Genomic DNA, 24,919 nt, shown 5'->3' on the forward strand with positions numbered 1-24,919 from the left:
CACAGCCGACGAATGGGCGGTGCGTGTGGCCTCCCTGAAGCCGGAGCATCTTTTTTGATATTGCAGCGGGCGCAAGCGCACTGGTCATTTTTATTTCTTACGGCTCACGCGCAATACGCCGATGCAGTCGGGCATTGGTGTCGAGCACATCAGCGGCGTCGCGTGGTCAGCGGGATCAAGCTTGATCTTGGTCGACCGACATGTGTGGCGTCCGCCATCTGACAGACGGCAGATCGCGGATACACCAGCAACGGTCCTCGCAGGATAGGACAGCGCAGCTATTCAACAGGCGTCCCAAGAGGCCCGTCGGCTACTCCATCGCAGGAACGAAAACAGAAGAGTAGCGGAACTTTCGTGTGCAGTTTTTGCACACGATCTCTCATAACATATTGATTTTATTTATTGATCTGTCCCATCCATCACCGGACATTGCGGAGTATCTTGGTACAGGTGGGGCGGCAGACACGATTCGAACTACGTGCGACAGTGAAATGATCGCCGTTCTCAAAGTTCGTTGGCCGATAGTTGGTGCGGGTGGTCGGAATCGAACCGACACTCCTTTCGGAACTGGATTTTGAATCCAGCGCGTCTACCAGTTTCACCACACCCGCAAGGCGCTAACTCATTTACCTCTCAACGCTCTCATGCTGCACCTAGGTAGAGGGTGGCAGTTCGAGAATTAAGCGGCCCTTAACTCCTAACCTATTGACCTCCAATCCTATTACCCTGCAGGCTGACGGTAGACGCATCCTGATTTTGAGTCGAGCGCGTCTACCAATTCCGCCATAGGGGCTCAGGCCGGGCGGCCTGGATGCGCGCGGACTATACGGCTGGAGGCCTGTTCGTCAACTGGCCAAATCCTGAGAACCGGTCTCGCTCGACGCGAGCCTTTCGATTTCGTGAAGCAGCTGCCATTGTGCAGCGCGGAAAATCTTTCTAGACAGGCGGCGCATGTCATTGAAGCGCACCTTGTCCGACGAGGTTGATGCGGGGCGCTTCCAAGTCTTGTTTGTACATGTCGTGATCCCAAGACCGCTTCTGGTTTGGGCGTGCATTAGGAGTGCCGATGCTTCGCGGACTTTACGACTGGACCTTGTCGCTGGCGGCGAGCAAATCGGCCGAATGGTGGCTGGCCTTCATCGCCTTCGTCGAGAGCTCGGTGTTCCTGGTGCCGGCCGACGTCCTCTATCTGCCGATGGCGCTGTCGCGGCCGGATCGCGCCTATCGTTACGCGCTGGTCGCCACCGTCGCCTCTGTGCTGGGCGGCATCGCCGGCTGGTTCATCGGCCATTATGCCTATGATGCGGTCGCGCGGCCGATCCTCGAATTTTACGGCAAATATGACGAGTTCGAAGCGATGCGCGTCTCATCGGGTGTCGGCTTCATCATCCTGATGCTGGTCACCTCCGGCCTCGCCCATCTGCCGCCGATCAAGGTTGTGACGATCCTGTCGGGCGTCATCGGTGTTCCTTTGCTGCTGTTCATCGTGCTGGCAATCGTGGCGCGCGGTGCTCGCTTCCTGTTTCTCGCGTGGCTCTTGCGCCGCTATGGCGAGCCGATCCGCCACTTCATCGAAAAGCGCCTTGGCCAGATTGCAGGCGCCGCCGCCGCTGCCCTGATTTTGCTCTATATCGTCGTCAAATACGCCGTCTGAACGACATCGAACCGAATGGACTGAGTCCGATGACAGCGACCGTGAATGCCGATACCGGACGCCAGCGGCTGCGCACCGCCCTGTTTCTCGCTGTCGCCATGGCCGCCACGGTCGGCTCGGCGCTGGCCTTCCAGTATCTCGGCGGCTATATCCCCTGCAAGCTCTGCCTCGAGCAGCGCACGCCTTACTACGTCGGCGTGCCCTTGATGCTGCTGGCGGTGCTTGCGTCGGCTCTTCACGCGCCAGCCTGGGTAAGCCGTGGCCTGCTGGCTATTGGCGGCCTGCTGATGCTCTACGGCGTCTATCTCGGCGTTTATCACTCCGGCGTCGAATGGGCGTGGTGGCCAGGCCCGACCGATTGCACCGCAGCCGCCGGGCCGGTGGACACCGGCGGCAAGGGCGTGCTCGATGCGCTCGACAAATTCGTCCCGCCCTCCTGCGACAAGGCGGCGCTCCGCATCCTCGGCCTGTCGCTGGCCGGCTGGAACGTCATCGCCAGCTTTGTCCTGGCAGTCGTAGCCTTCCGCAGCGCCTTCGCCCGCGACTGATCGGCACAACGCAGAGTTCGTCCAGAAATTCGTCAGGCCGGAGTGCATGACGTGGCTTTCGAGAACCGGAGCGGAGCGTACTAAAGTACGTGAGCACCGGAAGCGCAGAAAGCTGCGTCAGGCGACCGGCATGGCGGATTTCTGCCGAACTCTATGGTTCGAGTTCGACATCCCAGTACAGATAATCCATCCAGCTTTCGTGTAGATGGTTGGGCGGGAACAGCCGGCCGTTATTATGCAAATCATGCACCGTCGGCTGGTAGGGCTTCTGCAGCGGCCACATCTTGGCGTGGGCCGGCATCATGCCGCCCTTCCTCAGATTGCAGGGCGAGCAGGCAGCGACGACATTCTCCCAGGTCGTGGCGCCGCCGCGATGGCGAGGAATGACATGGTCGAACGTCAGATCGTCCGGCGTGCCGCAATATTGGCATTGGAAACGGTCACGCAGGAAGACGTTGAAACGGGTAAACGCCGGATGCCTCGACGGCTTCACGTAAGCCTTCAGGCTGACGACGCTCGGCAGCTTCATCGAAAAGGTCGGTGAAGAGACGGCGTGTTCGTATTCGGCGACGATGTTCACCCTCTCGAGGAACACCGCCTTGATGGCATCCTGCCAGGACCAGAGCGACAGGGGGTAATAGCTGAGCGGACGGTAATCCGCATTCAGCACCAGCGCTGGAAGCCCATCCGGAGATACGGCAACCGTCACGTCGTTGACCTCCTTCACCCTAGAACCGGTCGACGCGGATACTGTAAGCCCGACATGACAGGGATGTGAAGCGGATTGTCGATCATGCCGGGTCTCAAAAACGCATGATTTCAATGCTTTTTTGCGGATTCAGGCCGGAGGCGCGGCATCCCTGCCCTTCAATTCGCGATAATAAGCCCAGAAAAGCCGCGATGCGACACCGCGCCACGGGCTCCATGATTCGGCAAGCCGGATCAGCATTTTCTCCGGCGGACGCGGGTCGATGCCGAGTGCATGGCCGACCGCGCTCTGCAATGCAACGTCGCGCGCCGGAAAGATATCTGGGTGTCCGGCGGCAAACAAAAGGTAGACTTCAGCCGTCCACGGGCCGATCCCCGGCACCCTGGTCATGGCCGCGATCGCCTCGCTTGCATCGAGCCGGCCGAGGTGATCGAGGTCGAGCCCGTCGGCCACCGCCCGGGCGACGGCAACCAGGCCGCCCTGCTTGGGCCGCGACAGCCCGGCCTCGCGAAAGATCGCCTCGTCGGCGGCAAGTATCGCCTGCGGCGTCAGCGGATCGAGCAGTCTCGTCAGCCGGCCGAAGATGGCGTCGGCGCTCGCGCGGGACACTTGTTGCGAAACGACGATGGAAGCAAGGCTCCTGAACCCCGGCTCCGACAGCCTGAGCGGCACCTCGCCGGCCATGCCGCGCACTTTTTCCAGGCGTGGGTCGAGTAAGCATAGCCTATCCAGCCCTTGCGCAATGTCGTCGAGACTGGCGATGCGTTGCATATCTGCTTGTTCCAAAATCAAAAGTGCCGCACGCTTCGTCACGTGTCCCTCTGGACGCACGACGCCACCGGCGCAAAGTAGCAATTGGCGAAAGCGCCACACAACCCGATTGCCGCCGGACAATGACACTGCTGACATTCCGCTTCGCGCCGAGCCCGAACGGCGAACTGCATCTCGGCCATGCCTGTTCGGCGCTGCTCAATCAGAAATTGGCAAAGGCGGCGGGCGGACGCCTGCTGCTGCGCATCGAGGATATCGACACGACGCGCTGCACGCCGGAATTCGAGGCAGGCATTTTTCGCGACCTGAAATGGCTGGGGCTTGGCTGGGAGGAACCGGTGCGCCGCCAGTCCGAGCATTTTGCCGAATATCGGGCGATGCTCGAGCGGCTGATCAAGGAAGAACTTGTCTACCCGGCCTTCATGAGCAGAAGTGAGATCCGCGCCTTTATCGCCGACAGCGAGAAGCATGGCCGCGACTGGCCGCGCGACCCGGACGGCGTGCCGCTCTATCCCGCCGCCGACAAGGCGTTGACGGCGAGCGAACGCAAGCGGCGCGCCGCCGAAAATGTGCCATTTGCCTGGCGGCTGGACGTCGATGCGGCAATAGCGCGCGCCGGCAAGGACCTGTCATGGGCCGAATACACGGACGAGACGCTCTCCGCGACGCGTCGTGTCGAAGCCCATCCGCAGGATTGGGGCGACGTGGTCGTGGCGCGCCGCGAAATCCCGACCAGCTATCACCTCGCCGTCACCATGGACGACGCGCTGCAGGGCGTCAGCCATGTCGTGCGCGGCCAGGATCTCTATTCCGCGACCAGCGTGCAGCGGCTGCTTCAGCAACTGCTTGGCCTGCCGCAGCCGGCCTATTTTCACCATCGCCTGATCCTCGGCCCGGACGGACGAAAACTGTCGAAGAGTCTTGGCGATACCGGCCTTGCCGCCCAGCGTAAGACGGGCGCATCGCCGGGCGAGGTGAGGCGGCTGGTCGGTCTCTAGACTAGACCGGTGAGCTCGGGGCCATCAACGGCGCTCCTTCAATTCAAATGACTCTATGGATCAACCGTTTGGTTTTGCTTGCCGGCCCGAACGGCATTAAGCAGTCGCCGCAGTCGATCCCTCACCCGAATTCATCGCGGCCTCCGGAAATGCACAGCCTCAAGCGGTTCATCCCCGCCTCTTTCGTCGTCCTGTGGGCGACCGGCTTCATCGGCGCGCGCTATGCCATGCCGTGGGCGGAGCCCTTTACGTTCCTGGCCGCGCGCTTTGTCCTGGCCGCAATCCTGCTTGTCGCTTTGATGGCCGCACTTGGTTCGAGCCGCGCCACCCGCGATGAGGCGCTGCACGCGACCGGTGCCGGCATCCTGATGCATGGCATCTATCTCGGCGGCGTGTTCTGGGCAATCCACCGGGGCATGCCCGCCGGACTTTCAGCCCTGATCGTCGGCCTGCAGCCGCTGATCACGGCAGTGCTCGCCGGCCGGCTTCTCGGCGAGGCCATCCTGCCGCGCCACTGGGCCGGTCTCGGCCTCGGGTTGATCGGCGTGGTGATCGTGCTTTGGCCGAAGCTCGGTGCGCTCGGCGGCGGCGTGACGGCCGAGACACTGGGCGCCTCGCTGGTCTCGGTACTCGGCATGAGCGCCGGCACCATCTGGCAGAAGCGCTTTGCTTCCGGCGGCGATCTGGTGGCTGCCACGTTCTGGCAATATGTCGGCGGCGCATCGGTGATGGCTCTGGCCTCGCTCGCCTTCGAGACCCGAACGGTCATCGTCAACGGCGAACTGATCTTCGCCATGGCCTGGCTCGTGCTGGTGCTATCGATCGGCGCCATCTTCCTGTTGATGGTGATGATCCGCGACGGCGAGATGTCGAAGGTCGCCTCGCTGTTTTACCTCGTGCCGGCTGTCACCGCGGTCATCGCCTGGGCATTGTTCGGTGAGCACTTGAGCCCGCTCCAGATCGCCGGCATGGCGATCGCGACGCTCGGCGTCGGGCTGGCGACGGCTCAGCCGCCGACGCGGGCACGCGCCTCTAAATAGCGGCTGATCGCGGCGTTGAGCTCGCCACCGAGGATGAAGATCGCTGAGACGATATAGAGGAACACGACGGCGATCATGATCGAGGCGAGGCCGGCATAGGTCGTCACATAGGACGAGAAATGATCGAGATAGGCGGCGAAGATGGTCGACCCGATGAGCCAGCCGACCAGCGTGAAGATGATGCCAGGCACGATCGAAACGAAGCGGCGCTTGCCGGCCGGCAACCAGAAATGCACGGCGAACAGGCCGCCGATGATGACTACCGAGGCGATGACGTAACGCCACAGCGTGATCGTGCCCATATAGGGTTTTATCCATTCGAAATGCGACTCGGCCAGCCGTGCCAGCAATGGCGCGAAGACCAGCAGCACGCTGATGGCCAAAAACCCGGCCGTCGCGATCAGCACGAAGATGATGCTCTGCACCCGCCGGTAGATGATGCCGCGCGTTTCCGAGACGCGATAGGCCCGGTTGAGCGAGGTGCGCAGCGCCTCGATGCCGTTCGAGGCGAAATATCCGGCAAGCACGATACCGTAGGTCAACAGGTCGCTGCGCCGGACGGTAAGCACGTTGAGCACCTCGCGCGCGATCGGTTTGGCGATCTGCTCGGGCCATGTGTCGAACACAAGGTGCACGGCGGTGTCGGCGAAAGCCTGCGCGCCGAAAAAACTCGCCAGCGTCGTGGCGAAGATCAGGAAAGGAAAAAGCGCCATCAGCGCGGTGATCGCCAGATGGCTGGCCATTGCCCAGCCGTCGTCGGTGTTGAAATGGCCGAGCGCGTCGTAGAGGACGCGTTTGAGGGCTACGATCTTCCGCAACAAGAACCGCGTTCCCTTCGATTGTCCCGACGCCGCGAATATGGGAAGGGTTTGCGGTAAATGACAACCCTAGGTCAAACCATCAGTCCTCCCGGAGAAGAGTTGCGCTCCATCATTGTCACAGGTGCCTCTTCCGGTATAGGCGCCTATTGCGCCCGAGCGCTGAAGGCGGAAGGCTGGCGGGTGTTCGCAACGGCCCGAAAGCCCGAAGATATCGCCGCGCTCGAGGCCGATGGCATCGAGGCCTTTTATCTGGACTACACCGAGCCCGGATCGATCGAGGCGCTGGTAGTGTCGGTGCTGGAACGGACCAGCGGCCGGCTCGATGCGCTCTTCAACAACGGCGCCTACGGGCAGCCCGGCGCCGTCGAGGACCTGCCGGTCGAGGCTTTACGGCAGCAGTTCGAAGCCAATGTCTTTGGCTGGCATGATCTCACTCGCCGCGTCGTACCGGTGATGCGCCGCCAGGGTCATGGCCGTCTCGTTCATTGCTCGTCGATCCTCGGCCTCGCGCCGGTGCCTTTCCGCGGCGCCTACTCGGCATCGAAGCACGCTATCGAAGGGCTGATGCTGTCCCTCTATCAAGAACTCCTGGGCAGCGGCATCAATGTTTCGCTGATCGAGCCGGGGCCGGTGAAATCGAAGATCGCCAGCAACAGCCTCGCATGGTTCCTGGCGAATATCGATCACGAGAATTCCGTTCATCGCCTCGCCTATGCGGCGCAACTCAAACGGCTGCGGGCCGGCGGCAGCACATCGCGGCTGAAGCCCGGGCCGGAGGTGGTTTATGCCGCCTTGCACCATGCGCTTCTGTCGCGGCGCCCACGCCCGCATTATGTGGTAACAGTGCCGGCCAGGATCGGCGCGATCCTTAAACGCATCCTGCCGTCATCGGTACTCTACCGTCTGCTCGCCAAACGCGCCTGAACGCAATCCAACCTGGAACACACCATGGCAACCGTCTTCAACATCCTCGCCGTTCTCGTCATGGTCGCCGTGGTGATCGTGCTGATCCGCGGCCTCATCAACATGATGCGCGGCGGCTCCAGCATGACCTCCAACAAACTGATGCAGACACGCGTGCTCTTGCAGTTCGTGGCCTTGGTGCTGATCATGCTGGCGGTGTATTTCACCCGTAAGTGACGCAGCAGCCGTCAGCCGGGAGGTAACCCGTGGTCAAGCTCAACAAGATCTACACCCGCACTGGCGACGATGGCACCACAGGCCTCGGCTCTGGCGAGCGGCGGCTGAAATCCGACCTTCGCATCGACGCCTACGGCACGGTCGACGAGGCCAATGCCTGCATCGGCATGGCCCGCATTCATACCGCGGCAGTAAATCCGGCGATCGATGCGATGCTCAACCGCATCCAGAACGACCTTTTCGACCTCGGCGCCGATCTGGCAGTCCCCGATAATGGCAAGCCGCTCGACTACGAGCCGTTGCGCATCATCGCCTCGCAGATCGACCGCATCGAACAGGATATCGATCTCCTCAACAAGGACCTTGAGCCGCTCAAATCCTTCGTGCTCAACGGCGGTACGCCGGCAGCGGCTGCCCTTCACCTCGCCCGCACGGTGGCCCGCCGCGCCGAGCGCATCATGGTGGCGCTGTCGCAAGACCCGGACGAGCACGTCAACCGCGAGGCGATAAGATACATCAACCGTGTCTCGGACTTTCTGTTCGTCGCCGCACGCGCGGTCAATGACAACGGAAATGCAGACGTGCTATGGGTTCCCGGCAAGAACCGCTGAATCTGCCGGAAGCGGGAGAGGCCCGATGTTTATCCCGCTTTACGACACCAACCGGCTGCGGCACATCAAGCTGCAATATGTGACGATCAGCCTGATCGCGCTCAACGTGCTGATCTACTTTGTCACCACACTGGGCGGCGAGGATTTCGCCAACGCCGCGGTGCTGGGCCTCGGTTTCATCCCGTCGGTTGTGCATGACAGCGTCGAGCTCGCTCCGCAATTTGTCGTCATTCCGGAGAGCCTGAGCTATCTGACCTATTCCTTCCTGCACGCGGATATCTTCCACCTCGGCGGCAACATGCTGTTCCTGTGGGTGTTCGGCGACAATGTCGAGGATGCACTCGGCCATGTCCGCTACCTCGTCTTCTACCTGCTTTGCGCCATCGCCGGCGCTTTCTTCCAAGGTCTGGTTGCCTGGGATTCGCCGGTGCCGCTGATTGGCGCGTCGGGCGCCATCGCCGGTGTGGTCGCCGCCTATCTGATCCTTTATCCGCGGGTGAAGGTATGGGTGCTGGTCTTCGCGCGCATCCCGTTGCGCATCCCGGCCTTCATCCCGCTGATCCTGTGGATCCTGTTCCAGATCTTCATGTTCGCCCAGGGGGGCGAGGATCAGGTTTCCTGGGCCTGCCATATCGGCGGCATCATCGCTGGAGCCGTGCTGGTGCTTGTCTTGCGCAGCCGCGGCGTACCGCTACTCGCCGGCGCAGACGAGGAGCCGGCCGTGGTCGCCGGTCCGGTGCCTGTAGCCGTGGAGCCGGCGCCAAGCGACCCACAACCTGCGCAGCCGGCGCCGCGCTGGGGCCGGGGGACCGTTTCCGGTCTGGACTGAACCGATTTGAGTGCTTCGCCGAGGATCCGAGTGCGCCCCGGATATTGACGCGCGGGGTCGCCGCAACTACGGAAGCGCCACCCTACTGGCGTGGCGAAGACCAGAATTCCGTCCGGAATGTCGGCTTTCGACAACTCTGAAGAGGTGCACGCTGCTATAGCGCGCCCGACGAGCGTGAAGAGACTATCGTGAAAGAGGTGACAGGCAAATGAAGATCCTTGTGCCCGTGAAGCGGGTTGTGGATGCGAACGTCAAGGTCCGGGTGAAGGCGGACGGTTCGGCGGTGGAACTCGCCAACGTCAAGATGGCGATGAACCCGTTCGACGAGATCGCGGTCGAAGAGGCGATCCGGCTGAAGGAAGCTGGCAAGGCCGAAGAGATCATCGTCGTGTCGATCGGGCCGCAGCAGGCGCAGGAGACCTTGCGCACGGCGCTCGCCATGGGCGCCGACCGCGCCATCCTGGTCAAGACCGACGAGCAGACTGAGCCGCTGGGCGTCGCCAAGGTGCTGAAGGGCGTCGTGGAGGCAGAACAGCCCGGCCTTGTCATTCTCGGCAAGCAGGCGATCGACGACGATTCCAACCAGACCGGCCAGATGCTGGCCGCACTTCTCGGCTGGGCGCAGGGCACCTTCGCCTCCAAGATCGTGCTCGACGGTGACAAGGCCACGGTGACGCGCGAGGTCGATGGCGGCCTGCAGACGCTGGAACTGAAGATGCCGGCGATCGTCACGGCCGATTTGCGGCTGAACCAGCCACGCTACGCGTCTCTGCCCAACATCATGAAGGCCAAGAAGAAGCCGCTCGACGAGAAGAGCCCTGCCGATTACGGCGCCGACGTCAAGCCGCGGCTTAAAGTGATCAAGACCGAGGAGCCGGGCGGCCGCAAGGCGGGCGTCAAGGTCAAGAGCGTCGCCGAACTGTTAGACAAGCTGAAAAACGAAGCCGGCGTGCTGTAAGGCCAGGAAGGGATAAAAAATGACAATTCTTCTGATTGCCGAACACGACAACGCTGCGCTTTCCGACCAGACCGCCAAGGCGCTTTCGGCGGCGCTGCAGATCGCTTCGGACGTGCATGTGCTGGTTGCCGGCAAAGGTGCCAAGCCGGCAGCGGACGCCGCCGCCAAGCTCAAGGGCGTCACCAAGGTGCTGCTCGCCGACGCCGACGAACTGACCGAGCGTCTCGCCGAACCGCTGGCGGCACTCGTCGTTTCGCTTGCTGAGCCATACGAGACGATCATCGCGCCGGCGACCTCGTCGGGCAAGAACGTCGCGCCCCGCGTGGCGGCGCTGCTCGATGTCGCCCAGATATCTGAAATCATCGAAGTCGTGTCGCCCGACACCTTCAAGCGGCCGATCTATGCCGGCAACGCCATCCAGACGGTGCAGTCCAGTGACGCCAAGAAGGTCATCACGGTGCGTACCGCTTCCTTCCAGGCAGCGCCCGAGGGCGGTTCCGCGCCGGTCGAGACGGTCCAGGCGGCGGCCAATCCCGGCCTGTCGAGCTTTGTCGAGAACAAGCTCTCCGAGACCGACCGTCCAGAGCTGACCTCGGCCAAGATCATCATCTCGGGCGGCCGTGCGCTGGGCTCCTCCGAGAAGTTCCAGGAGGTCATCCTGCCGGTCGCCGACAAGCTCGGTGCGGCGGTTGGCGCATCTCGCGCCGCCGTCGATGCCGGCTATGCGCCGAACGACTGGCAGGTCGGCCAGACCGGCAAGGTGGTAGCGCCCGACCTTTATATTGCCGTCGGCATCTCCGGTGCCATCCAGCACCTTGCCGGCATGAAGGATTCGAAGGTGATCGTTGCCATCAACAAGGACGAGGAAGCGCCGATCTTCCAGGTCGCCGACTACGGTCTCGTCGGCGATCTCTTCGTCATTCTGCCGGAACTGCAAAAGGCGCTTTGACGCCTTCTGCCAAAGCGTATTAAATTCTGAGGGGTGGGGTAGACGAAGTCGCCCCGCCCTTTTAGTTTGCACTGCACAAAAAACGGGCCGCAAAGGCCTCGACGGGATCGGGTAATGAGCAAGATCGAGACGATCGGCATCATCGGCGCGGGCCAGATGGGTGGCGGCATCGCCCATGTGTCGGCGCTGGCGGGCTATAAGGTGCTGGTTTACGATATTTCGCCCGACCGCATCGAAAAGGGCATCGCTACGATCAGCGGCAACATGGCCCGTCAGGTCGGCTCCGGCAAACTCGAGGAAAAGCTGCGCAATGAGGCGATGGCGCGCATTTCGTCGGCACCGGCCATGGCCGACCTTGCGGGCGCCGATCTGGTGATCGAAGCAGCGACCGAGGACGAGACGGTCAAGCGCAAGATCTATGCCCAGCTCTGCCCGCAGCTCAACCCCGAGGCCATCCTGGCGACGAACACGTCATCGATCTCGATCACACGGCTGGCTTCGCAGACCGACCGGCCGGAACGCTTCATCGGCATACATTTCATGAATCCGGTTCCGGTGATGAAGCTGGTCGAACTGGTGCGCGGCATCGCCACCGAGGACCAGACCTTCGAGGCGGCAAAAACCTATGTGAAGCAGCTCGACAAGACGATCACCGTCTCGGAGGATTTCCCGGCCTTCATCGTCAACCGCATCCTGCTGCCGATGATCAACGAGGCGATCTACACGCTCTATGAAGGTGTCGGCTCGGTCGACGCCATCGATACCGCCATGAAGCTCGGCGCCAACCATCCGATGGGGCCGCTGCAGCTTGCCGATTTCATCGGGCTCGATACCTGCCTGTCGATCATGCAGGTGCTGCATGACGGGCTGTCGGATTCGAAATACCGCCCCTGCCCGCTGCTGGTCAAATATGTCGAGGCCGGCTGGCTCGGCCGCAAGACCGGGCGCGGCTTCTACGACTATCGCGGCGAGCATCCCGTTCCGACACGCTGATCGCCTCGCTACCAGCGCACAAAAAGTCGTCCGCCGAGCGCCCCGAGCACGGCAAGGATGGCGACTGCGATCGTATACCAGGTGCCGACGAAAAGCGGCGAATCGTCGAAGCAATGCGCCGCATAGAAGGTCGCCGCCAGCCCGCCGGCAAGCAGGCCCGCGGCCGCACCGGCAAGCACCGGCCTTGTCGGCGCGCCATGGCGCAGCAACGCGAGAAAGACGGCAAGCGGGCCGATCCCGATCAACGGAATGAAGGTCAGGCAGATGACCATGTTCGTGCCGACCAGGCGCGTGCCCCAGTCGGACGCAGGCATGGCGAAGAGTTCGAGAATCACAGCCACAATCACCAGCAGCGGCGCGGCGACCATCCAGCGCACCGCCCGGCCGGTCGATGCACCGGGCGTCGACAGCCCACGCACCAGGACAAAGGCGCTGGCGGCAAGAGCAATCGTGAAGACGAATTTGGACAGGAACCGCATCGTGTGCATGGCGATCGCAATGTCGGGGCGCGGGCCGATCGTCAGCCAGAAAACCGCGGCCGCGATCACGATGGCCGCGCCGGCGGCAAGCCACCAGGCGGTGCCTAGCGGCAGCGCCTTGCTGCGGGCATCGGCGTCGAGCGCCTTGATGAAATCTTCGGTCCTCATGTTATTCCCGCCCCGCCCTGAACCGTTTGGCAATGGCGGCAAGCCCGCGGTGCAGTGACACCCGCACAGCCGTCTCGCTGATGCCGAATTTGGCCGCGGTCTCACCGATTGACCGGCCTTCGACCGATACGGCCGAGACGACGGAACGCTGTGCCGGCGACAGGCTGTCGAGCGCCCGGTTGACGTCGCGCTCGCTGACCGTCTCCGATTCCGGCTCGGCAAAGGTCTCGGCGATTTCGTCGATCTCGATCTCGATCCGCCGACCGCGCCGCCGGAACGCATCGATCAGCTTGAAGCGGGCTATTGCATAGACCCAAGGCAGCACCGGCGCATCATGGCGCCAGGTGTGTCGTTTCACATGAATGGCCAGCAAGGTTTCCTGCACGACATCCTCGGGATCCACCCCGCCCTGCACGATCTTGCGCCGGGCAAAGCCACGAACGAGCGCGGCGATCCGGTGCAGAAAGTCGGCATAGGCCCTTTCGTCTCCGGCGATCGCGGCCCGCAGCAGCCGTGAAAGCTCGGCTTCGTCCTTGCCGCTCACAAGAGTTCACTCCCCGATATTCGCGTCTCGGCGCTGATTTGTTACGGGGCCGGCGAAATAATGTCCAAGGCAAATTAGCTGAGCATCACGAAAGTTTGCTCCTTTTGAGCGATTGAGTGGGCCAGCAATGTTGACTGCACCAGTCAGGTATTGGTAGGTGCAGCGTGCCAAGCCAAAGACCATCGAAATCGAGGACGACGCCATGAAATATGCTCTTTCCGCCCTTGCCGGTGCGACAGCACTTGCAATCAGCCTGATCGCCGGCCCGGCAATAGCAGAGGACGAGGGCATCGTCGTCTACAACGCCCAGCACGAAAACCTGACCAAGGCCTGGGCGGAGGGATTTACCAAGGAAACCGGCATCAAGGTTACCGTCCGCAATGGCGGCGACAGCGATTTCTCCAATCAGATCGTTGCGGAAGGCACCGCTTCGCCCGCCGATGTATTCCTGACGGAGAATTCGCCGGCCATGGCATTGGTCGAGGCGGCCGGCCTGTTCGCACCGGTCGACACCGAGACGCTGGCCCAGGTTCCGCAGGAGTACCAGCCGGCGAGCGGCAAATGGGTCGGCGTTGCCGCGCGCAGCACCGTCTTTGCCTACAACAAGACCAAGCTGAGCGCCGACCAGCTGCCCAAATCGCTGCTCGATCTCGCCGATCCGAGCTGGAAGGGCCGCTGGGCCGCTTCGCCCTCCGGCGCCGATTTCCAGGCGATCGTCAGCGCGCTTCTGCAGCTCAAGGGTGAGGCGGCGACGGCCGAATGGCTGAAGGCGATGAAGGAGAATTTTACCGCCTATAAGGGCAACAGCACGGTGATGAAGGCGGTCAATGCCGGCGAGGTCGAAGGCGGCGTGATCTATCACTATTACTACTACGGCGATCAGGCCAAGACCGGCGAGAACAGCAAGAACGTCGAGTTGCACTATTTCAAGCATCAGGATCCCGGTGCTTTCGTCTCGATTTCCGGCGGCGGCGTGCTGGCCTCGAGCAAGCACCCGAAGGAAGCGCAGGCTTTCCTGAAATGGGTCACCGGCAATGGCGGCCAGGACGTGCTGAAAACAGGCGATTCGTTCGAATACGCAGTCGGCAAGGGCGCCGAGTCCAATCCGAAGCTGGTGCCGCTGGCCGATCTGCAGGCGCCGAAAGTCGACCCGACGACGCTGAACTCGAAAAAGGTGACCGACCTGATGACGGCGGCCGGCTTGCTTTAGCCGGCGTTCGTCCTAAAAGGGCAACCGACTGCGCTCCTGTGGGAATTCGCTTTCCACAGGAGCGCTCTGTTTTCAAGATGGCATTTGCCTATGACCACAAGCTACCCGCGAGATTATCCGCCGCCGATCGTTTCCGCCTCCGGGCGGAGCTGGCGCAACGTCTGATCTGATGCAATCCGCGATCGATCTCGCACGCCCAGGCTTGCCGGCCGACGCCACGGCCGTGCGGGCACGTCGTTGGTCGGTCTCATGGATTGCGTTGGCTGCCGTCTTTGTCTCGCTTTTCGCGCTGCTGCCGCTTGCCTTCATCGTCTGGGTGGCGGTGCAGACCGGCTGGGAAACGGTGGCGGCGCTGGTGTTCAGGCCGCGCGTCGGCGAACTTCTGGTCAACACCAGCCTGCTTGTGGTGTTGGCGGTGCCGATCTCGATCGTGCTGTCGGTCATGCTGGCCTGGCTGACCGAGCGCAGCGATCTGCCGGGTGCCCGCCTATGGGCCTGGCTGTCGGTGGCGCCGCTCGCCATTCCGGCCTTCGTCCACAGTTACGCCTGGGTCACCATGGTGCCCAGACTGCACGGCCTGTGGGCCGGCGTGCTTGTGTCGGTCATCGCCTATTTCCCCTTCCTTTATCTGCCGGTGGCGGCGGCATTGCGCCGGCTCGATCCCGCTCTCGAGGATGCAGCGGCAGCCCTTGGTCTCGGCCCGTGGCGTGTGTTCAGGCGTGTCGTGCTGCCGCAGCTCCGGCTCGCCATTTGCGGCGGCTCCCTGCTGGTCGGCCTGCATCTCCTGGCCGAATACGGGCTCTATGTCTTCATCCGCTTCGACACCTTCACCACCGCGATCGTCGACCAGTTTCAGTCGACCTTCAACGGTCCCGCCGCCAACATGCTGGCCGGCGTGCTGGTGACCTGCTGCCTTGTGCTGCTCGGGCTGGAGGTGCTGGTGCGCGGCGAGGAGCGCTATGCCCGCGTCGGTTCGGGTGCTGCGCGCCAGCAGCAGCGCACGGGCCTTGGGCGCGCCACCATTCCTTGCCTGCTGCTGCCTGCCATTACCACGCTGCTGGCGCTCGGCGTGCCGTTCGCCACTATCGGCCGCTGGCTCATGGCCGGCGGCGCCGATGTCTGGCGGCTCGACGAGATCGGCCTGGCGCTTGGCCAAACGCTGTTCCTAGCAATTGCCGGCGCGCTGCTCGCCACCGTCGCGGCAATGCCGATGGCGTGGATTTCGATCCGCGCGCCGGGGCGGCTGCAACGCGTCCTGGAGGGCTGCAACTATATCGTCGGCGCGTTGCCCGGCGTTGTCATCGCCCTGGCGCTGGTCACCATCGCCGTGCGTATCGCCATGCCGCTCTACCAGACCCTGTTCACCATCCTGGTCGCCTATGCGCTGATGTTCCTGCCGCGCGCCCTGATTAGCCTCAGGGCGTCGATCGCACAGGCGCCGGTCGAGCTCGAACGCGCCGCCTCCAGCCTCGGCCGGTCGCCGCTCAAGGCGCTGTGGTCGACGACCATCCGCCTGTCGGCGCCGGGCGCCGCAGCCGGCATGGCGTTGGTCGCGCTGGGTATCATGAACGAATTGACCGCAACCCAGATGCTGGCGCCCAACGGCACCCGCACGCTGGCCATGGCGTTCTGGTCCTATAGCGGCGAGATCGACTATGCGTCGGCGGCGCCTTATGCCCTGATCATGGTGGCGATGTCGCTGCCTTTGACCTGGTTGCTCTACGTCCAGTCGAAGCGGATGGCCGGGCGATGAGCTTTCTCGAGCTGAGCGGCATCCACAAGCACTACGGGCCGGTCGCAGCACTTGCCGGCGTCGACCTCAGCGTGGCCAGCGGCAGCCGTACGGCTGTCGTCGGGCCGTCCGGTTGCGGCAAGACCACCTTGCTGCGGCTGATCGCCGGCTTCGAGGCGCCGGACCAGGGCCGCATCGTGCTTGATGGCGAGGTGCTGGCCGAAGGCGACACGGCCGTGCCGGCGCATCGCCGCGGCATCGGGCTGGTGGCGCAGGACGGCGCTCTATTCCCGCATCTGAGCATCGCCGCCAATATCGGCTTCGGCATGGGGCGTCACGAGGAAAAGCGCAGTGAGCGCATCGCCGAGCTCGCCTATGTCGTCGGGCTGGACAAAGGTATCCTGAAGCGCCGTCCGCACGAACTCTCCGGTGGCCAGCAGCAGCGCGTCGCGCTCGCCCGCGCCATGGCCATGAAGCCGCGGCTGATGCTGCTCGACGAGCCGTTCTCGGCGCTCGACACCGGCCTGCGCGCCTCGATGCGCAAGGCCGTGGCCGAGCTCCTTGAAACCGCCGGCATCACCACCATCCTGGTCACCCACGACCAGGCCGAGGCGCTGTCATTCGCCAGCCAGGTCGCGGTGATGCGCGACGGCAAATTCTCGCAGGTCGGCACGCCGCGCGAGCTCTATTTCAAGCCGAAGGACAGGATGGTCGCCGAGTTCCTTGGCGACGCCATCGTCCTGCCGGCAAGGATCGCCGATGGCTTCGCCATCTCGCCGCTCGGCCGCATCGCTGTCGACAGCTCGGAGCGGCGCGACGTCGCCCGCATCATGCTGCGGCCGGAGCAGGTGTTGCTGAAACGCACATCGCGTGAAGGCATGTCCGGCACGCCGGACATGCTGTTCGGCGAGGTGACGGAATCGGAGTTCGCCGGCTCGATGTGCACCATCGCGGTGCGTCTGTTGAACAGCCCCGATCCGCCCGACGCCGCCGCCATCGGCAATACGCCGTTGATCCTGCGCAAGCCGGGCATGGACGCGCCGGCGATCGGCGAGATCGTCCGGCTGACCGTGTCGGGCAAGGCGCATGTGTTTGCCTGAACGGTTTTGCGCAAGGCCGACTTCAATCGACCCGTTTGCCCGCCTGATCGAACCAATGCAGCTTTTCGGACCTAGCCACGACGCGCAATTGGTCGCCTGGCTTGGCGCTGGCGCGGCCTGAGACGCGCACCACGATGCGGCTGCCGGCTGCCACGCAATGGAGAAAGCTTTCGGCACCGACCGGTTCGACCGCTTCCACTGTTGCCGGCAGCGCGAGCGCGCCGGCCGGCGCCTCTGCCGCGAAGGTGATATCGGCGTCCTCCGGACGAAAGCCTAGTGTCACTGCCTTGCCCTGTCGAGGCGCCAAGCCAATCACAGTACCGTCCGCCAATACCGAGCTTGGGGAGGCCCCTGTGAGCGCCAGCAGATTCATCGGCGGTGCGCCTATGAACGAAGCGACGAAGGTCGAGGCCGGTTTCTCGTACACATCAAGCGGCGCGCCGGTCTGCTCGACCAGGCCGGCGTTCATGACGACGAGGATGTCGGCCAGCGTCATCGCCTCAAGCTGGTCGTGCGTGACATAAACCGAGGTGACGCCAAGCGAGCGCTGCAGATTCTTGATCTCGATGCGCATCTGCCCGCGCAATTTCGCATCGAGGTTGGACAGCGGTTCGTCGAACAGGAAGACCTTCGGGTTGCGCACGATGGCGCGACCCATGGCGACGCGCTGGCGCTGACCGCCGGAAAGCTCGCGCGGGCGCCGGTCGAGCAGCGCCGAAAGCTCCAGCACCTTGGCAGTCGAGCGTACCCTGCTGTCGATCTCGTCATTCGGCGTGCCGCGGTTGCGCAGGCCATAGGCCATGTTGTCATAGACCTTCATATGTGGGTAGAGCGCGTAGTTCTGGAACACCATGGCGATGTCGCGCTCGGTCGGGCCAATGGCGTTGACCACCTTGCCGTCGATGGCGACTGTACCGGCAGAAATCGTCTCCAGCCCGGCGATCATCCTCAGCAGCGTAGACTTGCCGCAGCCGGAGGGGCCGACCAGCACGCAAAGCTCCTTGTCGGGAATGGCGATGGAAACGCCCTTCACGGCCTCGACGCCGCTGGGATAGATTTTCCTGACATCCTTCAGATCCACGGTCGCCATCGGCTTCTCACTTTTCGGATTCGACCAGACCGCGCACGAACCAGCGTTGCATCAGCACGACCACCAGGATCGGCGGCACGATGGCCAGCATTGCCGTGACCATCACCAGGTGCCATTGGGTGTCGGCATCGGCGAAGGAAACCATCTTTCTCAGCGCGATGACGATGGTATTCATGTCGTTGCTGTTGGTGACGAGCAGCGGCCAAAGATACTGCGTCCAGCCATAGATGAAGAGGATCACGAACAGCGCGGCGATGTTTGTCCGCGACAGCGGCACCAGAATATCGAAAAAGAAGCGCCATGGCCCGGCACCGTCGACACGCGCCGCCTCGACCAATTCGCCCGGTATGGTCATGAAGAACTGGCGAAACAGCAGCGTTGCGGTGGCTGAGGCGATCAGCGGGACGATCAGGCCGGCATAGGTGTCGATCATGCCGAGATCGACCATCACCTTGTAGGTCGGCAGGATGCGCACCTCGACTGGAAGCATCAAGGTGATGAAGATCAGCCAGAAGAAGGTCATGCGCAGCGGAAAGCGAAAGAACACGATCGCGTAGGCCGACAGGATCGAGATGAAGATCTTTCCCACCGCAACGCCGAGCGCCATGATCGTGGTGTTGAGGAGCAGCCTGCCGACGCTGACCCCGCCGATACGACCGATGCCGCCGAACAGCGCCTCGCTGTAATTGTTCCATAGCTGGCCGCCGGGCAAGAGCGGCAGGGGCGGCCTGAGGATCGTTTGCAGCGTGTGCGTCGAGGCAACGAAGGTGTAGTAGATCGGAAAAGCCACGATCAATATGCCGAGGATGAGCACGGCATGGGCGATGAAGGTGCGGAGCGGGGACTGGCCGATCATCGCTACCCTCAGCCGTAATGGACTTTGCGTTCCACATAGCGGAACTGGATCGCTGTGAGCGCAATGACGATGGCCATCAGGATGACCGACTGCGCCGCCGAATCGCCCAGGATCAGATTGACGAAGCCGTCATTGTAGACCTTGTAGACCAGCGTCTCGGTCGTCTTGCCCGGCCCGCCGCCGGTGACGGCATGAACGATGCCGAACGTGTCGAACAGGGCATAGACGGTGTTGACGACCAGCAGGAAAAAGGTTGTCGGCGCAAGCAGCGGGAAGACGATGGTCCAGAAGCGCTTGGTTTCGCCGGCGCCGTCCATGGCCGCCGCTTCGATCAGCGTTTTCGGCACCGCCTGCAGGCCGGCGACGAAGAACAGGAAGTTGTAGCTGATCTGCTTCCAGGCAGCAGCCGACACCAGCAGGATCATGGCGTGGGTGCCGTTGAGCAGCGGGTCCCATACGATGCCGAGGCTTCTCAGCAAATAGGCCAACGAGCCGATCGAGGGATTGAACAGGAAAAGCCAAAGCATGCCGGCAATCGCCGGCGCCACGGCGTAAGGCCATATCAGCAGTGTGCGGTAGAGGCCTTTGCCGCGCACGGCCTTCTCGGCCATGACCGCGAGCAGCAGGGCCACAACCATGGCAACGATCGCGGTCGCAAGAGAGAACACTACTGTGACCTTGATCGAGTTGAGGTAGGCCGGATCGGCCAGCACCTTCCGGAAATTGGCAAACCAGACGAACCTGCTCTTCAGCCCGAACGGGTCTTGCCTGAGCATCGACTGGTAAAGCGCCTGACCGGCCGGCCAGTAGAAGAAAACCAGGGTGATGGCGAGTTGTGGCGCCACCAGCAGGTAGGGCAGGATCTTGTTGGGAAAGACGACGCGTGGAGACAGGCTGATTTCCCTCGCTATCCAGGTATCGCCCACGCGAGCTCGCGTGGGCGATATTCCAACCGACTAACCGAGATAATCCCGTCAGTTCTCCAGCGCTTCCTTGATCGCCGCGTTGCCGCGCGCAACCGCATTGTCGAGTGCCTGCTGGGCGGTTTGCTGGCCGGCCAGCATCTTCTCCAGCTCCTCGTTCTGGATATCGCGCACCTGCGGCAGATTCGGCAGGCGCACGCCCTTCGAATTGTCGGTCGGCGACTTGCCGATCATCTGCAGGATGGGTGTCTCGCGGCCGGGGTTCTTGTCATAGAAGCCTGATTTCTTCGTCGCCTCATACGCGGCGAGCGTCACAGGCAGGTATCCCGACTTCTGGTGCAGATATTCCTGCACATCGGTCTTGGACAGATAGGCAAAGAAGGCGGCGACACCCTTGTATTCCTCGTCCGACTTGTTGCCGAACACCCAGAGGCTGGCACCGCCCGGCGTCGTGTTCTGCGGGGCACCCTTGGCGTCACTGTCGTAAGGAAGCTGGCCGATGCCATAGTTCATGCCGGACTTGACGATATCGCCGAGGCCGCCCGACGATTCGGTGAAGATGCCGCATTCGCCGGCGAGGAATATCTGCTTGGCTTCGGAGGTGCGTCCGCCATATTTGAATGTGCCGTCCTTGGCCAGGTCAGCGAGCGCCTGGAAGTGGTTGACGAAAATCGGCGCATTGATCTTGAGTTCGACATCACCGCCGGCCAGGCCATTCTGCTGGGTGGCCCAAGGCACGTCATTCCACCCCGCGAAATTCTCCAGGTGGATCCAGGTCAGCCAGGTCGAGGTATAGCCGCAAGGGGAGGCGCCGCTCGTCTTGATCTTCTTGGCAGCTTCCCACACCTCGTTCCACGTCTTGGGCGGATTGTTCACGTCGAGGCCTGCCTTCTGGAAGATGTCCTTGTTGTAGTAGAGGATCGGCGAGGAAGAGTTGTAGGGGAACGATAGCATGGTGCCGTCCGGCTTCGAATAATAGCCGACGATGCCGGGCAGATACTGGCTCTTGTCGAAAGTCATCCCGGCGCCGGTCATCACATCGGCCACCGGCTTTATCGCACCCTCGGCCGCCATCATCACGCCGGTGCCGACGTCGAACACCTGGAGGATATCGGGCGCTTGCCCGGCACGAAAGGCAGCGATGCCGGCATTCAGCGTCTCCGGATAGGTGCCCTTGAACACCGGAACGAGCTCATAGTCGCTCTGGCTGGCGTTGAAATCCTTGGAGATCTTGGCGACGACCTCGGCGTTGGCGCCGGTCATGGCGTGCCACCAGCTGATCTGCGTGACGGCGAAGGCGGAGGTGGTGGAAAGCAGGGTCACGGTCGCGGCGATACCGGCCGCAAAGCCGAAGAACTTCATGTTTCATCTCCCGTTTGTCATTGGCGAAAGGGGCACTTCCGCAAAGCCAATATGTGGCGCTGATGACAATCGGACAACGGTTTTATTGCGGATCAATGAACATCATTCCTTCCTAAAGTGCACTCGCTACCGAAACCGGGCGCCAGAAATCACATCACCGTCTTTTCGGCGCAGCGGCGCGTCGGTTTTCCCCCGAAAAGACCCGCCTCATGGCCCGCGGGTTAACCATTCGTTAAAATCTCCAAGAGCTAATCAGTCACACCTCCCCTGTTAGTTTTGGCAGACCGAGTGAACCAGGATGCTGACGGTCTATAATTGTATTGTAAGTCAGCACGATCCGAGACTGGTTGCGCTTGCCGCACTCGTCTGTGGAATTTCTTGCTTCTCAGCGGTTAATCTCCTTAAGCATGTCGGCCGATCGACCGAGCGAAACCGGCTTGTCTGGCTGATGATCGCCGCGGCCTCGACCGGGTTCGGCATATGGGCGACGCATTTCATCGCCATGACCGCGTTTACGCCGGGAATCCCGAACGCATACAATCCGGGATTATCCGCCTTTTCGCTTGCCGCCGCCGTTATCATGACCGCGCTTGGGATGTGGGTCGCCACCTTGCGCCGCGGCATCGACCATTTCCTCGTCGGTGGCGCCATTCTGGGCGGCGCCATCGCGACGATGCACTACATCGGCATGGCAGCTTTCGAGGTCGAAGGCCGGGTCGTATGGAACCTGCTCCTTGTCGCGATATCGCTTCTGGCCGGCGTGACCCTCGCGGCACTGGCGCTCCTTGTCGTCTTGCGCCGTCCGTCAGCGCTCGCGACTTTCGGCGGCGCCGCGCTTTTGACGCTGGCGATTTGCAGCTTGCATTTCATCGCGATGGCCGCGGTGTCGATCATTCCGGACTCCTCGATTGAAATATCCGAACATTCCATCGAGCCCATTTCCCAGGCCTTTGCCGCAGCGGTCGCCAGCCTGATAATCCTTGTGCTATCGGGTGCCGCGCTATGGATCGACCTGCGCTTTCGCCGCCAGAAGCTCGAGGCCGATCGCATGCACGATCTCGCCAATGCGGCGGTGGAAGGTCTGATCGTTTGCGATGGCACCCGCATTGTCAGCGCCAATGACAGTATGGCGAAGCTGACCGGAACAGCGACAGCCACCCTGAACACGATGCAATTCGGCGAGCTTTTCGACGGACAGAGCGCAGCCGATATGTCCGGCTTCGGCGAACAGGCGCAGGAAGCGAAGTTAAGAGGCAGCGACGGGGCGAGAATTCCTGTCGAGCTGATCGCCAGGAAAATAACCTACTGCGGCAGGCCTCATACGGTGCTTGCCGTTCGCGACATCCGTGAGCGCAAGAAGGCAGAACAAGAGATCCTCCGCCTCGCGCATTTCGATCCGCTTACCGGGCTTGCCAATCGGCGGAGCTTTTCTTCCCGGCTGGAAGCAGAATTCGCCTCGATGGATCGTGGCGGCAAGGATGGACATCTGGCGCTCCTGCTGCTTGACCTTGACCGGTTCAAGCAAGTCAACGACCTCTATGGCCACGGGGCCGGCGATGCTATGCTGCAGAAGCTGGCGCACTGCATTTCCGGCATCCCGCGCCACGGACAGATGCTCGCGCGTCTCGGCGGCGATGAATTTGCCATCATAGCTCCGAACCTCCCCGACCCCCTGGCCGCAGGCCGGATAGCCGAGGACTTGCTGGCGGCGATCCGGGAGGAAAACAGGGTTTCGGTCGGCTCCGGCCTCGTCTCGGCCAGCATCGGCATCGCCTTCTTTCCGCTGGATGCCGAAGACCAGGCCGGCCTGATCAGCCATGCCGACACGGCACTCCATCGCGCCAAAACCGAAGGCAGGGACACTTATCGGTTTTTCGAGATAGCCATGGGCACCGCGGCCCGCGACAAGCGCGTGATGGAGCATGAATTGCGCCAGGCGATCGCCCGCAAGGAGTTCCACCTCGTCTATCAGCCGCAGAAGGAGATCCGCGGCGGCAGGATGATCGGCTTCGAAGCCCTGGTCCGTTGGCAGCACCCTGAGCGGGGTGACATTTCTCCGGCCGTTTTCATCCCCGTGGCCGAGGACAGTGGCGCTATCGCGCAGATAGGCGACTGGGTGCTGACGACGGCTTGTAACGATGCTGCTCGCTGGACAAACCCGCTGATGGTCGCCGTCAACGTCTCCGCCGTGCAACTTCACAATCCGAACTTCAGCCGCAAGGTGCACGACGCATTGACGAGATCCGGCCTGGCCCCCGGCAGGCTCGAACTGGAGATCACCGAAACGGCCCTGGTGAAGGACATGCCGCGCGCGCTGGCAACCTTGAGGCAGGTCAAGGCGCTTGGCGTGCATGTGGCGATGGACGATTTTGGCACCGGCTATTCTTCGCTGTCCAACCTCAGCGCCTTTCCCTTCGACAAGATCAAGATCGACGGGTCGTTCATCAAATCGGTCGACAAGAACGCCCAGTTCGCGGCGATCGTTCGCGCCGTGCTGGGGCTTGGACGCGGTCTCGGCCTACCGGTTCTGGCAGAAGGCATCGAGACGCCGGGTGAATTGCAGTTCCTGGACGCCGAGGCTTGCGAGATCGGGCAAGGCTACTACCTCGGCAAACCGGCTCCGATCGAGACATTCGGGGAACTGACGGGCGTGGCCGCTCCGGCAATCCGCACCGCCAGCCGACGCGGCGCAAGCATTGCCGTGCTCAAGCCGCGCCTGCGCACGGTCTGAGCCTATCCCGGCTGAAGCGCCGCCTCGACCAGACGCTTGGCATCCGGCCCCGACCATTCGGCCGGGCCATTCATATGGGCGATCAGGCAGCCTTGCCCATCGATCAGCATGGTGACCGGCAGACCGAGCGCCAGGCCGCGCGTCTTGACGTCGTTGAACAGCGCCATCGTGGCATCGCGATAGTAGCCGAGCGACTTGACGCCGGTGTCCTCCAGGAACTTCTTCGGTTTGGCATCGTCGCCGGCATCGACGTTGACGGCAACAACCTGAAACGCATCGCTGCCCATCTCCTTCTGCAGCGCATCGAGCGCCGGCATTTCGGCGCGGCAAGGTGCGCACCATGTCGCCCACAGATTGAGCAGCACCGTCTTGCCGGCATGATCGGCGATCGTCGTCGGCTTGCCGTCGGGGCCGTTGAAGGCAAGGCTTTTCAGCGATTGCGGCGGATCCGCCGGCAAAAGCGCGGCAACCTGGCCGGTGGCAGCGGCGGCGATCTTCTTGGCACGGTCGGTCTTGGCGGCGCAGGCGACGTCGTCCTTGCCGCCGCCGGCGGCCACTTGCGCGAGCGCCTTGTTGCCAGAACTGCTTTCCCTGACATATACCGCGACCGCGCCGGCCAGCACGCCCGCAACCAAAGCGGCGAGGATGAGACGCAAAGCCGGGAAAAATCTATTGCCGTCTGCCATTTTTGAAAAACTGCTCC

The 24,919-nt window shown here is 62.6% G+C and carries 25 protein-coding genes and 1 tRNA gene; 15 read left to right on the forward strand and 11 right to left on the reverse strand.

Annotated features, from left to right (window positions below):
- Positions 1-526 precede the first annotated feature (526 nt).
- Positions 527-611 (reverse strand) — tRNA-Leu (locus NKI17_RS23305).
- A gap of 455 nt (positions 612-1,066) precedes the next feature.
- Between NKI17_RS23305 and NKI17_RS23310 the strand changes: the two genes are divergently transcribed.
- Positions 1,067-1,654 (forward strand): YqaA family protein, encoded by a 588-nt coding sequence (locus tag NKI17_RS23310; RefSeq protein WP_023677958.1) that lies wholly within the window; start codon positions 1,067-1,069, stop codon positions 1,652-1,654.
- Between the two features lie 29 nt (positions 1,655-1,683).
- A complete protein-coding gene (locus NKI17_RS23315) occupies positions 1,684-2,202 on the forward strand; it encodes a disulfide bond formation protein B (protein WP_352783383.1) in 519 nt (172 codons plus the stop codon).
- 151 nt (positions 2,203-2,353) lie between these two features.
- On the opposite strand, the gene NKI17_RS23320 is transcribed toward NKI17_RS23315, so the two are convergent.
- Positions 2,354-2,911, reverse strand: a complete 558-nt coding sequence (locus NKI17_RS23320) for an HNH endonuclease (protein ID WP_023677956.1) — start codon at positions 2,909-2,911, stop codon at positions 2,354-2,356.
- 129 nt (positions 2,912-3,040) lie between these two features.
- Complete coding sequence (locus NKI17_RS23325; RefSeq protein WP_352797029.1) at positions 3,041-3,682, reverse strand: DNA-3-methyladenine glycosylase family protein; 642 nt, start codon at positions 3,680-3,682, stop codon at positions 3,041-3,043.
- A 122-nt stretch (positions 3,683-3,804) separates the two neighbouring features.
- Between NKI17_RS23325 and gluQRS the strand changes: the two genes are divergently transcribed.
- Positions 3,805-4,680 carry a tRNA glutamyl-Q(34) synthetase GluQRS gene (gluQRS, locus tag NKI17_RS23330; RefSeq protein WP_352797027.1) on the forward strand — a complete coding sequence of 292 codons (876 nt, stop codon included), beginning with the start codon at positions 3,805-3,807 and terminating at the stop codon, positions 4,678-4,680.
- A gap of 149 nt (positions 4,681-4,829) precedes the next feature.
- Positions 4,830-5,720 carry a DMT family transporter gene (locus tag NKI17_RS23335; RefSeq protein WP_023677953.1) on the forward strand — a complete coding sequence of 297 codons (891 nt, stop codon included), beginning with the start codon at positions 4,830-4,832 and terminating at the stop codon, positions 5,718-5,720.
- Here NKI17_RS23335 and NKI17_RS23340 read toward each other — a convergent pair.
- Entirely contained in the window at positions 5,687-6,541 is an 855-nt protein-coding gene (locus tag NKI17_RS23340; RefSeq protein ID WP_292656768.1) for a YihY/virulence factor BrkB family protein, read from the reverse strand. The genes NKI17_RS23335 and NKI17_RS23340 overlap by 34 nt on opposite strands.
- A gap of 57 nt (positions 6,542-6,598) precedes the next feature.
- Between NKI17_RS23340 and NKI17_RS23345 the strand changes: the two genes are divergently transcribed.
- The 7 genes from NKI17_RS23345 to NKI17_RS23375 all read left to right on the forward strand — a co-directional run bounded on the left by NKI17_RS23345 (position 6,599) and on the right by NKI17_RS23375 (position 12,021).
- Positions 6,599-7,465 carry an SDR family oxidoreductase gene (locus tag NKI17_RS23345; RefSeq protein WP_352906865.1) on the forward strand — a complete coding sequence of 289 codons (867 nt, stop codon included), beginning with the start codon at positions 6,599-6,601 and terminating at the stop codon, positions 7,463-7,465.
- 24 nt (positions 7,466-7,489) lie between these two features.
- Positions 7,490-7,681, forward strand: coding sequence for a twin transmembrane helix small protein (locus tag NKI17_RS23350; protein ID WP_023677950.1), 192 nt, complete (start codon positions 7,490-7,492; stop codon positions 7,679-7,681).
- 29 nt (positions 7,682-7,710) lie between these two features.
- Positions 7,711-8,292, forward strand: a complete 582-nt coding sequence (locus NKI17_RS23355; RefSeq protein WP_352906866.1) for a cob(I)yrinic acid a,c-diamide adenosyltransferase — start codon at positions 7,711-7,713, stop codon at positions 8,290-8,292.
- Between the two features lie 25 nt (positions 8,293-8,317).
- Positions 8,318-9,121 carry a rhomboid family intramembrane serine protease gene (locus NKI17_RS23360; protein WP_352906867.1) on the forward strand — a complete coding sequence of 268 codons (804 nt, stop codon included), beginning with the start codon at positions 8,318-8,320 and terminating at the stop codon, positions 9,119-9,121.
- A 208-nt stretch (positions 9,122-9,329) separates the two neighbouring features.
- Positions 9,330-10,079 (forward strand): electron transfer flavoprotein subunit beta/FixA family protein, encoded by a 750-nt coding sequence (locus NKI17_RS23365; protein WP_352456678.1) that lies wholly within the window; start codon positions 9,330-9,332, stop codon positions 10,077-10,079.
- Between the two features lie 19 nt (positions 10,080-10,098).
- A complete protein-coding gene (locus NKI17_RS23370; RefSeq protein WP_352677733.1) occupies positions 10,099-11,028 on the forward strand; it encodes an electron transfer flavoprotein subunit alpha/FixB family protein in 930 nt (309 codons plus the stop codon).
- 114 nt (positions 11,029-11,142) lie between these two features.
- Entirely contained in the window at positions 11,143-12,021 is an 879-nt protein-coding gene (locus NKI17_RS23375) for a 3-hydroxybutyryl-CoA dehydrogenase (protein WP_352528900.1), read from the forward strand.
- An 8-nt stretch (positions 12,022-12,029) separates the two neighbouring features.
- Here NKI17_RS23375 and NKI17_RS23380 read toward each other — a convergent pair whose 3' ends face one another.
- On the reverse strand, positions 12,030-12,668 hold the full coding sequence (locus NKI17_RS23380; RefSeq protein WP_352906868.1) for an NrsF family protein: 639 nt from the start codon (positions 12,666-12,668) through the stop codon (positions 12,030-12,032).
- A 1-nt stretch (position 12,669) separates the two neighbouring features.
- On the reverse strand, positions 12,670-13,212 hold the full coding sequence (locus NKI17_RS23385) for a sigma-70 family RNA polymerase sigma factor (RefSeq protein ID WP_352489432.1): 543 nt from the start codon (positions 13,210-13,212) through the stop codon (positions 12,670-12,672).
- Positions 13,213-13,414: 202 nt separating this feature from the next.
- On the opposite strand from NKI17_RS23385, the gene NKI17_RS23390 reads away from it, so the two are divergent.
- From NKI17_RS23390 to NKI17_RS23400, 3 genes are all read left to right on the forward strand, one after another.
- The gene (locus NKI17_RS23390) at positions 13,415-14,422 is read left to right on the forward strand and encodes an iron ABC transporter substrate-binding protein (RefSeq protein WP_352452473.1); all 1,008 of its coding nucleotides are present in this window, start codon (positions 13,415-13,417) and stop codon (positions 14,420-14,422) included.
- Positions 14,423-14,591: 169 nt separating this feature from the next.
- On the forward strand, positions 14,592-16,175 hold the full coding sequence (locus NKI17_RS23395) for an ABC transporter permease (RefSeq protein ID WP_352577202.1): 1,584 nt from the start codon (positions 14,592-14,594) through the stop codon (positions 16,173-16,175).
- Positions 16,172-17,254, forward strand: a complete 1,083-nt coding sequence (locus NKI17_RS23400; protein ID WP_352570553.1) for an ABC transporter ATP-binding protein — start codon at positions 16,172-16,174, stop codon at positions 17,252-17,254. The genes NKI17_RS23395 and NKI17_RS23400 overlap by 4 nt, the downstream gene beginning before the upstream one ends.
- Positions 17,255-17,276: 22 nt before the next feature.
- Here NKI17_RS23400 and ugpC read toward each other — a convergent pair whose 3' ends face one another.
- The 4 genes from ugpC to ugpB all read right to left on the reverse strand — a co-directional run bounded on the left by ugpC (position 17,277) and on the right by ugpB (position 21,485).
- Positions 17,277-18,344: a sn-glycerol-3-phosphate ABC transporter ATP-binding protein UgpC gene (gene ugpC / locus NKI17_RS23405; protein WP_352452447.1), complete on the reverse strand. Its 1,068-nt coding sequence runs from the start codon at positions 18,342-18,344 to the stop codon at positions 17,277-17,279.
- Between the two features lie 7 nt (positions 18,345-18,351).
- A complete protein-coding gene (gene ugpE, locus NKI17_RS23410) occupies positions 18,352-19,200 on the reverse strand; it encodes a sn-glycerol-3-phosphate ABC transporter permease UgpE (RefSeq protein WP_352570555.1) in 849 nt (282 codons plus the stop codon).
- Positions 19,201-19,208: 8 nt separating this feature from the next.
- Positions 19,209-20,093, reverse strand: a complete 885-nt coding sequence (gene ugpA / locus NKI17_RS23415; RefSeq protein ID WP_023677936.1) for a sn-glycerol-3-phosphate ABC transporter permease UgpA — start codon at positions 20,091-20,093, stop codon at positions 19,209-19,211.
- 81 nt (positions 20,094-20,174) lie between these two features.
- Positions 20,175-21,485 carry a sn-glycerol-3-phosphate ABC transporter substrate-binding protein UgpB gene (gene ugpB / locus NKI17_RS23420; protein WP_352570556.1) on the reverse strand — a complete coding sequence of 437 codons (1,311 nt, stop codon included), beginning with the start codon at positions 21,483-21,485 and terminating at the stop codon, positions 20,175-20,177.
- A gap of 298 nt (positions 21,486-21,783) precedes the next feature.
- On the opposite strand from ugpB, the gene NKI17_RS23425 reads away from it, so the two are divergent.
- A complete protein-coding gene (locus tag NKI17_RS23425) occupies positions 21,784-24,216 on the forward strand; it encodes a bifunctional diguanylate cyclase/phosphodiesterase (RefSeq protein ID WP_352906869.1) in 2,433 nt (810 codons plus the stop codon).
- Between the two features lie 2 nt (positions 24,217-24,218).
- Here NKI17_RS23425 and tlpA read toward each other — a convergent pair whose 3' ends face one another.
- Positions 24,219-24,902, reverse strand: a complete 684-nt coding sequence (gene tlpA / locus NKI17_RS23430; RefSeq protein WP_352906870.1) for a thiol:disulfide interchange protein TlpA — start codon at positions 24,900-24,902, stop codon at positions 24,219-24,221.
- Positions 24,903-24,919 lie beyond the last annotated feature (17 nt).

Source organism: Mesorhizobium sp. M0816 (assembly GCF_040320005.1).
Taxonomy (GTDB): domain Bacteria; phylum Pseudomonadota; class Alphaproteobacteria; order Rhizobiales; family Rhizobiaceae; genus Mesorhizobium.

What these genes read in the sequence shown, in the direction of transcription:
- NKI17_RS23365 (WP_352456678.1), top strand. Translation starts at nt 9,330, where the DNA reads ATGAAGATCCTTGTGCCCGTGAAGCGGGTTGTGGATGCGAACGTCAAG.
- NKI17_RS23360 (WP_352906867.1), top strand. Translation starts at nt 8,318, where the DNA reads ATGTTTATCCCGCTTTACGACACCAACCGGCTGCGGCACATCAAGCTG.
- NKI17_RS23380 (WP_352906868.1), bottom strand. Translation starts at nt 12,668, where the DNA reads ATGAGGACCGAAGATTTCATCAAGGCGCTCGACGCCGATGCCCGCAGC.
- ugpB (WP_352570556.1), bottom strand. Translation starts at nt 21,485, where the DNA reads ATGAAGTTCTTCGGCTTTGCGGCCGGTATCGCCGCGACCGTGACCCTG.
- NKI17_RS23400 (WP_352570553.1), top strand. Translation starts at nt 16,172, where the DNA reads ATGAGCTTTCTCGAGCTGAGCGGCATCCACAAGCACTACGGGCCGGTC.
- tlpA (WP_352906870.1), bottom strand. Translation starts at nt 24,902, where the DNA reads ATGGCAGACGGCAATAGATTTTTCCCGGCTTTGCGTCTCATCCTCGCC.
- NKI17_RS23325 (WP_352797029.1), bottom strand. Translation starts at nt 3,682, where the DNA reads ATGCAACGCATCGCCAGTCTCGACGACATTGCGCAAGGGCTGGATAGG.
- NKI17_RS23315 (WP_352783383.1), top strand. Translation starts at nt 1,684, where the DNA reads ATGACAGCGACCGTGAATGCCGATACCGGACGCCAGCGGCTGCGCACC.
- NKI17_RS23390 (WP_352452473.1), top strand. Translation starts at nt 13,415, where the DNA reads ATGAAATATGCTCTTTCCGCCCTTGCCGGTGCGACAGCACTTGCAATC.
- NKI17_RS23350 (WP_023677950.1), top strand. Translation starts at nt 7,490, where the DNA reads ATGGCAACCGTCTTCAACATCCTCGCCGTTCTCGTCATGGTCGCCGTG.
- NKI17_RS23370 (WP_352677733.1), top strand. Translation starts at nt 10,099, where the DNA reads ATGACAATTCTTCTGATTGCCGAACACGACAACGCTGCGCTTTCCGAC.
- NKI17_RS23310 (WP_023677958.1), top strand. Translation starts at nt 1,067, where the DNA reads ATGCTTCGCGGACTTTACGACTGGACCTTGTCGCTGGCGGCGAGCAAA.
- ugpE (WP_352570555.1), bottom strand. Translation starts at nt 19,200, where the DNA reads ATGATCGGCCAGTCCCCGCTCCGCACCTTCATCGCCCATGCCGTGCTC.
- NKI17_RS23425 (WP_352906869.1), top strand. Translation starts at nt 21,784, where the DNA reads ATGCTGACGGTCTATAATTGTATTGTAAGTCAGCACGATCCGAGACTG.
- NKI17_RS23395 (WP_352577202.1), top strand. Translation starts at nt 14,592, where the DNA reads ATGCAATCCGCGATCGATCTCGCACGCCCAGGCTTGCCGGCCGACGCC.
- NKI17_RS23375 (WP_352528900.1), top strand. Translation starts at nt 11,143, where the DNA reads ATGAGCAAGATCGAGACGATCGGCATCATCGGCGCGGGCCAGATGGGT.
- gluQRS (WP_352797027.1), top strand. Translation starts at nt 3,805, where the DNA reads ATGACACTGCTGACATTCCGCTTCGCGCCGAGCCCGAACGGCGAACTG.
- NKI17_RS23345 (WP_352906865.1), top strand. Translation starts at nt 6,599, where the DNA reads ATGACAACCCTAGGTCAAACCATCAGTCCTCCCGGAGAAGAGTTGCGC.
- NKI17_RS23335 (WP_023677953.1), top strand. Translation starts at nt 4,830, where the DNA reads ATGCACAGCCTCAAGCGGTTCATCCCCGCCTCTTTCGTCGTCCTGTGG.
- ugpC (WP_352452447.1), bottom strand. Translation starts at nt 18,344, where the DNA reads ATGGCGACCGTGGATCTGAAGGATGTCAGGAAAATCTATCCCAGCGGC.